Source organism: Brevundimonas sp. (assembly GCF_016742135.1).
Taxonomy (GTDB): domain Bacteria; phylum Pseudomonadota; class Alphaproteobacteria; order Caulobacterales; family Caulobacteraceae; genus Brevundimonas.
In genome coordinates this window covers 133,618-143,134 of the sequence record NZ_JACVCG010000001.1, presented here as the reverse complement: position 1 = coordinate 143,134, position 9,517 = coordinate 133,618, and the positions used below count along the sequence as shown (strand labels likewise).

Here is a 9,517-nt window from a genome sequence, read left to right as displayed (position 1 = left end):
CGCCTCAGTCCCCGGCGTTCAGCCGCTCGCGCAGCTCCTTGCCGCTTTTGAAGAAGGGCACGGCCTTGGCCGGCACGTCGACGGTTTCGCCGGTTCGCGGGTTGCGCCCCTGGCGCGCGGGACGATGCCGAACCGAAAAGGCCCCGAAGCCCCGGATTTCGACCCGCCCGCCATCCGACAGGGTCTCGACCATGCGGCCCAGCACGACATTGACCAGACGCTCGACCTCGGCCTGGGTCAGATGCGGGTTTTCGGCCGCCAGTTTCTCAATCAATTCGGACTTGATCATCTCAGCCCCTTCTCGTCCCGACGGGCGCAATTCGTGTTGCGGCATCCATCGTGCCTGCCAAACCGGCCCCCCGGCGGCTGGCCCCACCCTAGACCTCGCGTGGCCGGGGAATAAAGGGGGGATGCGCAGATTAAGCATCATTAACAGGCTTAATGTACGCTAACCGACATTAATTAGCGCGAGAAACAGCAAAAAGGGCGGCCGGATCGCTCCGACCGCCCCCATTTTGCACGGATAACGACGTTAGTCCCTGGTCGTACCCTTTTCGCGCAGGGCGGCACCCAGGATGTCGCCGAGCGAAGCGCCGGAGTCCGAAGAGCCGAACTGTTCGATGGCTTCCTGCTCGTCCTTCATCTCGAGCGCCTTGACCGAGACCGAGACGCGGCGCGTGGCCTTTTCGATACCGGTGATCATGGCGTCGACGCGATCGCCGACGGCGAAGCGCTCGGGGCGCTGTTCGGCCCGGTCACGCGACAGGTCCGACTTGCGGATGAAGGCCGTGACCGGCGCGTCATCCTCGCCGAACTTGACCTCGATGCCGCCGGTCTCGATGGCCGTGACGGTGACGGTGATCTGCTGACCCTTCTTGTAGGTGTCGCCTTCCATCGGATCGCCGCCCAGCTGCTTGATGCCGAGCGAGACGCGTTCCTTCTCGACGTCGACGTCGAGCACCTTGGCCTTGACCATCTCGCCCTTGCGATAGCGCTGGATGGCTTCTTCGCCCGAGACGTTCCAGTCGAGGTCGGACAGGTGGACCATGCCGTCGATGTCGCTGTCCAGGCCGATGAACAGACCGAATTCGGTGGCGTTCTTGACCTCACCCTCGACGGTCGAGCCGATCGGGTGATTGGCGACGAAGGCATCCCACGGATTGTCCTGGGCCTGCTTGAGACCCAGCGAGATGCGACGCTTGGCGGAATCGACGTCCAGGACGACCACGTCCACTTCCTGCGAGGTGGAGACGATCTTGCCCGGATGGACGTTCTTCTTGGTCCAGCTCATTTCCGAGACGTGGACCAGACCCTCGACACCGGCTTCCAGCTCGACGAAGGCGCCGTAGTCGGTGATATTGGTGATGCGGCCGGTCATCTTGGCGCCGACCGGGTATTTGGCTTCGACGCCGTCCCACGGATCGGTCTGCAGCTGCTTCATGCCCAGGCTGATGCGCTGGGTGTCGGGGTTGATCTTGACGATCTGCACCTGGACGGTGTCGCCGACGGCCAGCACCTGCGAGGGGTGCGAGACGCGCTTCCACGACATGTCGGTGACGTGCAGCAGGCCGTCGATGCCGCCCAGGTCCACGAACGCACCGTAGTCGGTGATGTTCTTGACCACGCCTTCGCGGACTTCACCCTCGGCCAGCTGGCCGACCAGTTCGGTGCGCTGCTCTGCGCGGGCTTCTTCCAGGATGGCGCGACGCGAGACGACGATGTTGCCGCGCGGACGGTCCATCTTGAGAATGGCGAAGGGCTGTTCCTTGCCCATCAGCGGGCCGACGTCGCGGACCGGGCGGATGTCGACCTGCGAGCCCGGCAGGAAGGCCGATGCGCCGCCCAGATCGACGGTGAAGCCACCCTTCACCCGGCCGACGATGGCGCCCATGACGGGCTGCTCTTCGGCGAAGACGGCTTCCAGACGGGTCCAGGCTTCCTCGCGGCGAGCCTTGTCGCGGCTGATGACGGCCTCGCCCAGGGCGTTCTCGACGCGCTCGAGATAGACTTCGACGTCATCGCCGACCTTGGGGATGGAGGCGCCTTCGCCCTGACCGAACTCGCGGGCCGAGATCCGGCCTTCGGTCTTCAGACCGACGTCGATGATGATGATGTCTTTTTCGATGCCGACGACGCGGCCATGGACGACCTGGCCTTCGCCAAGGTCACGACCCTGAAGGGTCTCGTCGAGAAGGGCGGCGAAATCGTCGCGGGTCGGGGTAAGGGTATCGGTCATGAAACTCTGGGGTTGGAAAAGGGTTGGGCGCAGGGACATGGGAGTCCGCGCGGTGGGTGGATTGGCTTTCGGATAGACAGTCGATCCGGGGCTAGGCTTTGCAGCCCGATCGCCCGCGGTGGCCGAGGGTCCTTGCGTTGGATTTGCCCGCCGGTCAGCGCGCTCGCGAGGTCTCGACGATACGGCGGGCCGCATCGAAGGCGGCCTCTATATCCATATCGGTCGTATCCAGCAAGGCCGCGTCGGCCGCCTGGACCATGGGGGCGGCCCCGCGACCGGCATCGCGGGCGTCGCGCTTCAGGATATCGGCCAGCATGTCGTCGAAGGCGATGGCCTCGCCGCGCGCCGTGAGCTGCAGCCAGCGGCGGCGGGCGCGGACCTCGGGGCTGGCGGTGACGAACAGCTTGGCCGGGGCGTCCGGCGCGATGACGGTGCCGATGTCGCGCCCGTCCAGCACGGCCCCGCCCGGCTGATGGGCAAAGCGGGTCTGAAGGTCCAGAAGGGCGGCCCGCACGCCGGGATGGCCGGCCACGCGACTGGCGGCCTCGCCCGCGCCCCGGTCGGTCAGGCGGGCGGTATCGGTCAGGTCGGAGGGCTGGAGCGCGCGGGCGACCTGTTCCGCCATGGCCGCATCCCCGAGGTCCCCACCCCGGTCCAGCACGCCGAGGCCTACGGCACGATACAGCAGGCCCGTATCGAGGTGCGGCAGGCCATAGTGCTGCGCCAGCCGCTGGGCGATGGTGCCCTTGCCGGAAGCGGCCGGGCCGTCGACGGCGATGATGAGGGGGGCGCTGGAAGTCTCAGTCATGATCGTTTGGACATTTCACAGACGCTTTCCTCCGTCGATTTGCCTGCTTCTTCCTGGGAAAAACGGTCTTCCAGATACCGAACGCACCAAGCGCCGCAAAGCCTGCGCCCACGATGAACATCCAGCCGACACGGAGAGAGAACCAGGCCGGGCTCGTCGACAAGGATGTCGCGCCTCCGCGACCTCGCACGACGCCAGTAGAGGCCGCCTCTACGGCATAATAGCAACTCGCCAGACCGAGACAGAGAAACAGGAGAAGCATCGCCCCGTATACCAAAGGCCCGTAACGGGACTGCTCCACGCGCTTCCAGAACGCGTCTTGCCGCCTGCGCCAAGCCTTATCGATGGACACAAGCCTCTCAACCGGCCCCATCGGTTTGCGAGAGCGCTTAGCCAATGTCGGCACCCAGCCCCTGCATCAACGCCACAAACCCCGGAAAGCTGGTGGCGATCATTTCGGCGTCGCGGACGGTGACCGGGCGGGCGGCGGCGAGGCCCAGCACCAGATGGCTCATGGCGATGCGGTGATCGTGGGCGGTCTCAATGGTGGCCCCGCCCTGAACAGGACCGCCGGTGACGATCAGGCCCTCAGGCTCTTCCTCGACGGTCACACCGCAGGCCATGAGGCCCCGGGCCATCAGGGCGATGCGGTCGCTTTCCTTGACCCGCATCTCGCCGATGCCCCGCATGACGGTCCGGCCCGAGGCAAAGGCGGCGGTGGCGGCGAGGATCGGATATTCGTCGATCATGGAGGCGGCGCGGGCTTCGGGCACGACCACGCCGGTGAGGGAGGAGTACCGCGCGGTTATATCGCCCACGGTCTCGCCGCCGCTTTCACGCCGGTTGGTGACCTCAAGGTCCGCGCCCATCTCGCGCCAGGTGTCGAACAGGCCCGTGCGGAGCGGGTTGAGCATGACGTTTTCGACCGTCACCGCGCTGCCCGGCACGATCAGGCCGGCGGCCAGCGGAAAGGCGGCGGACGAGGGGTCGCCGGGGACGGAGACGGGCGTACCGCTCAGGCGCTGGCCGCCCGCGAGACGCATGCGCCAGCCCTGGCCCTCCTCGCGGACACGGACCGCAGCGCCGAAGGCCCGCAGCATGCGCTCGGTATGATCGCGGCTGCGCTCGGGCTCGGTGATGTCGGTGTCGCCCGAGGCATTCAGACCCGCCAGCAACAGGGCCGATTTGACCTGGGCCGAGGCGACCGCCTGGGTGAAGGTCAGGCCCTTGAGCTTGCCCCCTGTCAGGCGGAGGGGCAGACGATCCGGGTCGTCCTGCCATTCAAAGCGTGCCCCCATCCCGGTCAGGGGGCCTGTGATCCGCTTCATCGGGCGTTTGCGCAAGCTGGCGTCCCCGTCGAAGGTCACGGTGACCGGATAGCCTGCAGCCGCCCCAATCAGCAGGCGCACGCCCGTGCCCGCATTGCCGCAGTCGATGACGCTGTCGGGCTGACGAAAGCCGCCCTGGCCGGTCACGATCCACTGCCCGGGGCCCAGCCGCGCAACTCGGGCGCCAAAGGCCGCCACCGCCCGCGCCGTGGCCAGAATGTCTTCGCCCTCCAGCAGCCCCTCGATCTCGGTGACACCCTCGGCCATGCCGCCGAGGATCAGGGCGCGGTGGGACACGGACTTGTCCCCCGGGGCGGTGACGGTTCCTGAGAGAGCGGCCCCCGGGCGGGCGGTGAGCAAGGAAGCGGCGGCCACGGACGGCCTTTCGGTCAGACACGGAAACGGGAGACAGCGCGAAGAAACCGGCTTTCGGGCGAAGATGGCTTTTGACAGCGGGCCGTTCGGGTGGCAAGGGAGCCGCCCGAAATCCACCCGATGCGAAGGTCACGATCCGTGAGCAAAGCTGAACTTGGCGCCAAGCAGGTCTGCCCGAACTGCCAGGCCAAATTCTATGATCTGAACCGCCGCCCGGCGCACTGCCCGAAGTGCGACACCGAGTTTGATCCCGAGGAAGCCCTGCGCCTGCGCAACCGTCGCGGTCGCCCGGCCGATGCGCCCGAGCCGGAAGACACCGACGAGGACACCGACGATCAGGTCAAGGGCAAGACCGCCGACGACGATGAGGAGGAGGAGGACGACACGCCGCCGACCCCCGAAATTGATCAGGAAGGCCATGAGAAGATCCTGACGCCGGACGACGACGAGGACGAGGATACCTCGAATGACGACGCCGGCATGAACGACGATGACGACGTTCTGGACGACGACGACGATGACTCGGCCGCCTTCATCGACGACGGCGACGACGATGACGATTTCGAGGGCGAGATCGTCAAGCCGTCCCAGGACGACGACTGACAAAACACGCCGTCCCGACGGTGAAAATATTTGGCGGAATCGGGCTTGATCGGGATCAAGCCCTGACATAGGTTCCGCCGCCTCGCTGGACCCCCTCAAGGGACCGGCGGACCAGACCGGCGGCATCCGCCAAAGGTTCGGGGCTATAGCTCAGTTGGTAGAGCGCTTGAATGGCATTCAAGAGGTCAGCGGTTCGACTCCGCTTAGCTCCACCATAAACCCCTCGCCGGACCACGGCGGGGGGTTTTCCAATTCCGGCCTCATACCGACACGCAGCCGCATTGCCCGGCGCGGGCGCATCGTCTATCCCCCCATCGCAAGCGGCCCGTCGTCGGGGCCTTTCAGGGAGCATGGCTGATGATGCCGTCCGGTTCGGGTCTGGTCACTGTGTTCGGGGGATCCGGCTTTGTCGGGACCCAGGTGGTGCGCGCCCTGGCGCGGCGCGGCCTGCGCGTCCGGGTAGCCGTGCGCAATCCCAACCTGGCCCATGATCTGAAGCCGCTGGGCGACGTCGGCCAGGTGATGCCCATCTATGGCGACATCACCGATGCGGAGACGGTGCGGACCGCCGTGGCGGGCGCGGACATTGTCATCAATCTGGTCGGCATCCTGTATGAGCGTCCAGGCTCGAAGGCCTTTGAGCGCATTCACGTGGAGGGTGCCCGCACCGTGGCCGAGGCCGCGAAGGCCGCCGGGGCCCGCCGCATGGTGCAGATGTCGGCCATCGGTGCGGATCCGAACAGCGAGTCCGCCTATGCCCGCTCCAAGGCGCGCGGCGAAGCCGCCGTCACCGAAGCCTTCCCCGGTGCCGTCATCGTGCGCCCGTCCATCGTGTTCGGCCCGGGCGACGGCTTCTTCGACCGGTTCGCGGCCCTGTCGGGGATGGCCCCGGCCCTGCCGCTGATCGGCGGCGGGCGGACGCGCTTCCAACCCGTGTTCGTCGGCGATGTGGCCGAGGCCGTGGCGCGCATGGCCACCGATCCGGCGCGGGCCGGCCAGACGGTCGAGCTGGGCGGACCGACGGTCATCACCTTTGAAGAGGTGCTGAAGATGATCGCGCGCGAGACGGGTCGTCATCGCCTGCTGCTGCCCCTGCCCTTCCCGGTCGCCCGGGCCATCGGCTCGGTGGCGCAACTGACGACGCTGGTCGGTATTCCCCCGGTGCTGACGCGCGACCAGATCCTGCTGATGCAGACCGACAATGTCGTGTCCGAGGGCGCGACGGGCCTGGCAGATCTGGGGATCGAGCCGACCGGCATGGCGGCCGTGGTGCCCAGCTATCTGTGGCGCTACCGCCGGGGCGGCCAGTTCGCCGAACAGCCCGCCGGCTGAGCCCCTCAGGCCCCGACGCCGAGGCCCAGCAGAACCAGACCCACGACCCCGACGACAATCCGCCACCAGGCGAACGGGGCAAAGCCGTGGCGGGACACGAAGTCCAGCAGCAGCTTGACCACCGCCAGCGCGGTGAGAAACGCGGTGACGAAGCCGATGGCGATCAGGCCCGCGTCGCTGAAATCCAGCCGCTCCCAGTTCTGCAGCAGGTCATAGGCGACCGCCGCCCCCATGGTGGGCAGGGCGAGGAAGAAGCTGAACTCGGCGGCGGAGCGCTTGTCCGTCCCCAGCAGCAGGCCGCCGGCGATCGTCGCCCCCGACCGCGACACGCCCGGGATCATGGCCAGGCACTGGAACAGGCCGATCAACAGATAGATCCGCATCGGATAGCGGTCGGCCTCGAGATAGACCGGCACCTTCTTCATCCGGTCCAGCATCAGCAGCAGGATGCCGCCGATGATCAGGGCGACGCAGATCACCACCGGCGTCTCGAACAGCACCAGCTTGATGAAGTCATAGGCGAAGACGCCGATCACCACGGCGGGCGCAAAGGCGACCAGAAGGCCGATCAGGAAGCGTCGGGCCTCGGCATCGAAGGGCCAGCGGGTCGCCAGTGTCCACAGGCGTTTGAAATAGACACTGATGATGGCCAGCAGGGCACCCAGCTGAATGACGATCTCGAACGTCTTGCCGGTGCTTTCAAAGCCGAGGAAATGGCCGAGCAACAGCAGATGCCCCGTCGAGGACACCGGAATGAACTCGGTCAGGCCTTCGACCAGCCCCAGAATAATCGCCAGCAGCCAGTCGGCCATCGGATCCCCTTGTCGGATGTCAGTGGCCCGGCAGGATGACGTCAGTTGGCGCCGGGAGTAGGACCCACATAGCGCAGTCGGGTGCGGATAGGCGAGCCGCCAATCGCCTGATCCAGAACATGTCCCAAAAGGCCGGTCAGACGGCCGAGCACCAGCAGGTCGACGGCCCCGTCGCGCGGCAGGTCGAGACGGCGGGCGAGCAGCGCCAGCGCCAGCGGCAGGCCGGGGACCAGACCGCGCGTCTCTCCCTCACGCCACACGGCCTCGAGATCCGACGGCAGGCGCGATGCCTCGATCAGGGTGCGGGCGCGGATTTCGTCCGTGTCGGGGGAGGCCGGATCGATGAAGCCGGGAGCGGTCCCTGTTTCCTCGATCGCGCGGGACAGGGCCTGGGCCGGGTTGCGCCGCGCCTGAACCACCCAGGAGGCGGCGATACGGGTCTGCGTCATCACCGGCGATCCCATCAACGCCGTGACGCCGGCCAGAGCCGCCCCGGCCAGGGGAGCCCCCGACTGGGCTGTCGTGCGGGCCGCCAGGATGGGGGCCATGGCCAGATCATCGGCACACATAACGAGAGCGCGCCGGATCAGATCGGCGTCCCGCTCGATCAGCTTCCAACCGCGGGCCAGACGCTGGTGGAACAACAGACGCGGGCCCGATCCCGCAGCCGCATCGATGACCTCGTTCAGGATGTCGGCGGCCTCGGCACGGAGGGCGTCAGGATCGCGTCCGGGAAGCGGGAGGTCCTCGGCCGCGCGCCTTGCCAGACAGGCGCAGGTCCGAAGGCGGATGGAGGCCCCGGTCACGGCATCGACGCGGGGCTTCAGCCCCATCAGCGGCTGGGCCGACTTCAGCCCCCAGAGACGCCGGGCGACGTCCTCAAGCGTGGACTGGGCCGAGAGCTGGGCCACGTCGAGGCCCGCATAGCAAAGCCGACCGTCGATCCGGGTCGACAGGGTCGAGAAGACCTCGGCCTCGCCCCGTCCCGCCGCCCCCCGGCTGAGTATCGCAGGTGCGGCCGCGCGATCCCCGGCCTCAAGGCGCTCGATATCGCTTTCGGCATAGAGGCTGCGACGCGGGTCGCTCGGGTCCGGGCGAGCCGCGATGCGGCCACGGCTGACGTAGGCGTAGAGGGTCTGGGTCTTGACCCCCAGCCGCCTCAGAGCCTCGGTGCGTCCGATCCAGCCGTGGTCTGCGTTCATGCCCGCCCCGTGCAGAAAATCGTGAGAATGCCACTCAATACCCGATCTGGGACGATTTCATGACACAAGGGTGTCTGAGCCGCATCGGGGACCATTGGCAAGCCCGCGTCGATGGGCGACAAGCCCGCCATGACGCCGTCCCCCTCCTCCCCCATCGGCCAGAGCCTGTCCGGGACATGGGCTGTCTGGGCGCTGGTCATGGGGATAGTGGCGGTAAAGGTCTTCGCCGTGCGGGCCACGGGGTCGGTCGGGGCGCTGACCGCCCTGACAGACAGCCTCATCGACCTTCTGGCGCTGGGCATGATCGCGGGTACCGGGCGGACAACCGGGGAGCCGGAGGGTCGCATCCGCCGCCTGAAGGGCAGTATGGTGATGGCCGCAGGGGCGTTCATGGGACTGGTCGCCCTGGCGCGGATTATCCAGCCGGTACCGCTGTCGGGCGGCTATTGGGGACCAGGGGCGGCGCTGGCCGTCATCGGCCTGACACTGGGGCTGGCTTGGCTGCGCGGTCGGGCGGTGGCGTCGCAGCCGGCCGCGGTGCGCGGCGAGGTGCGGGACCAGTCGATCGCCGAGCTGGCGGCGGCGGGGGTTCTGGCCCTCGGCCTCGTGGCCGGGGTCATGCTCGGTGCCCCCGCGCTGGACGCTGCGGCGGGCCTGATCCTGGCCATCTGGATGGCCTGGGGGGGCTGGGCGCTGATCCGGACCGCCGAAGACACCACCCGGATGGGCGCGCCGACATTGGTCCCCGGCCTGCCGCCGGTGCGGCGCGGGCCCTGGGGCTGAGGCCACGCGGTAAACGTCCGCTTAACGACCCCTGGGGC

Annotated in this window: 9 protein-coding genes and 1 tRNA gene; 4 read left to right on the top strand and 6 right to left on the bottom strand. The window is 67.7% G+C overall.

The window, feature by feature from the left end; all coding sequences use genetic code 11:
- Positions 1–4: 4 nt before the first annotated feature.
- The 4 genes from IBJ06_RS00780 to aroA all read right to left on the bottom strand — a co-directional run bounded on the left by IBJ06_RS00780 (position 5) and on the right by aroA (position 4,747).
- A complete protein-coding gene (locus IBJ06_RS00780; protein WP_292156611.1) occupies positions 5–289 on the bottom strand; it encodes an integration host factor subunit beta in 285 nt (94 codons plus the stop codon).
- Between the two features lie 243 nt (positions 290–532).
- On the bottom strand, positions 533–2,236 hold the full coding sequence (gene rpsA, locus IBJ06_RS00775) for a 30S ribosomal protein S1 (protein WP_292156610.1): 1,704 nt from the start codon (positions 2,234–2,236) through the stop codon (positions 533–535).
- 154 nt (positions 2,237–2,390) lie between these two features.
- Entirely contained in the window at positions 2,391–3,044 is a 654-nt protein-coding gene (gene cmk / locus IBJ06_RS00770) for a (d)CMP kinase (RefSeq protein ID WP_292156609.1), read from the bottom strand.
- 389 nt (positions 3,045–3,433) lie between these two features.
- The gene (gene aroA, locus IBJ06_RS00765; RefSeq protein WP_292156608.1) at positions 3,434–4,747 is read right to left on the bottom strand and encodes a 3-phosphoshikimate 1-carboxyvinyltransferase; all 1,314 of its coding nucleotides are present in this window, start codon (positions 4,745–4,747) and stop codon (positions 3,434–3,436) included.
- A gap of 138 nt (positions 4,748–4,885) precedes the next feature.
- Between aroA and IBJ06_RS00760 the strand changes: the two genes are divergently transcribed.
- From IBJ06_RS00760 to IBJ06_RS00750, 3 genes are all read left to right on the top strand, one after another.
- On the top strand, positions 4,886–5,350 hold the full coding sequence (locus IBJ06_RS00760; protein ID WP_292156607.1) for a TIGR02300 family protein: 465 nt from the start codon (positions 4,886–4,888) through the stop codon (positions 5,348–5,350).
- A gap of 139 nt (positions 5,351–5,489) precedes the next feature.
- Positions 5,490–5,565, top strand: a tRNA-Ala gene (locus tag IBJ06_RS00755).
- Positions 5,566–5,707: 142 nt separating this feature from the next.
- Positions 5,708–6,682, top strand: coding sequence for a complex I NDUFA9 subunit family protein (locus IBJ06_RS00750; RefSeq protein ID WP_292156606.1), 975 nt, complete (start codon positions 5,708–5,710; stop codon positions 6,680–6,682).
- A 5-nt stretch (positions 6,683–6,687) separates the two neighbouring features.
- Here IBJ06_RS00750 and IBJ06_RS00745 read toward each other — a convergent pair whose 3' ends face one another.
- Complete coding sequence (locus IBJ06_RS00745) at positions 6,688–7,494, bottom strand: undecaprenyl-diphosphate phosphatase (protein ID WP_292156605.1); 807 nt, start codon at positions 7,492–7,494, stop codon at positions 6,688–6,690.
- Positions 7,495–7,535: 41 nt separating this feature from the next.
- Positions 7,536–8,696, bottom strand: coding sequence for a citrate/2-methylcitrate synthase (locus tag IBJ06_RS00740; RefSeq protein WP_292156604.1), 1,161 nt, complete (start codon positions 8,694–8,696; stop codon positions 7,536–7,538).
- Between the two features lie 129 nt (positions 8,697–8,825).
- On the opposite strand from IBJ06_RS00740, the gene IBJ06_RS00735 reads away from it, so the two are divergent.
- Positions 8,826–9,479, top strand: a complete 654-nt coding sequence (locus IBJ06_RS00735; protein ID WP_292156603.1) for a hypothetical protein — start codon at positions 8,826–8,828, stop codon at positions 9,477–9,479.
- The last annotated feature ends 38 nt before the right edge of the window (positions 9,480–9,517 follow it).

Bases quoted from the DNA above. Each gene is read 5' to 3' on its own strand.
- rpsA (WP_292156610.1), bottom strand. From the start codon at position 2,236: ATGACCGATACCCTTACCCCGACCCGCGACGATTTCGCCGCCCTTCTC.
- IBJ06_RS00745 (WP_292156605.1), bottom strand. From the start codon at position 7,494: ATGGCCGACTGGCTGCTGGCGATTATTCTGGGGCTGGTCGAAGGCCTG.
- IBJ06_RS00735 (WP_292156603.1), top strand. From the start codon at position 8,826: ATGACGCCGTCCCCCTCCTCCCCCATCGGCCAGAGCCTGTCCGGGACA.
- cmk (WP_292156609.1), bottom strand. From the start codon at position 3,044: ATGACTGAGACTTCCAGCGCCCCCCTCATCATCGCCGTCGACGGCCCG.
- IBJ06_RS00740 (WP_292156604.1), bottom strand. From the start codon at position 8,696: ATGAACGCAGACCACGGCTGGATCGGACGCACCGAGGCTCTGAGGCGG.
- IBJ06_RS00750 (WP_292156606.1), top strand. From the start codon at position 5,708: ATGATGCCGTCCGGTTCGGGTCTGGTCACTGTGTTCGGGGGATCCGGC.
- IBJ06_RS00780 (WP_292156611.1), bottom strand. From the start codon at position 289: ATGATCAAGTCCGAATTGATTGAGAAACTGGCGGCCGAAAACCCGCAT.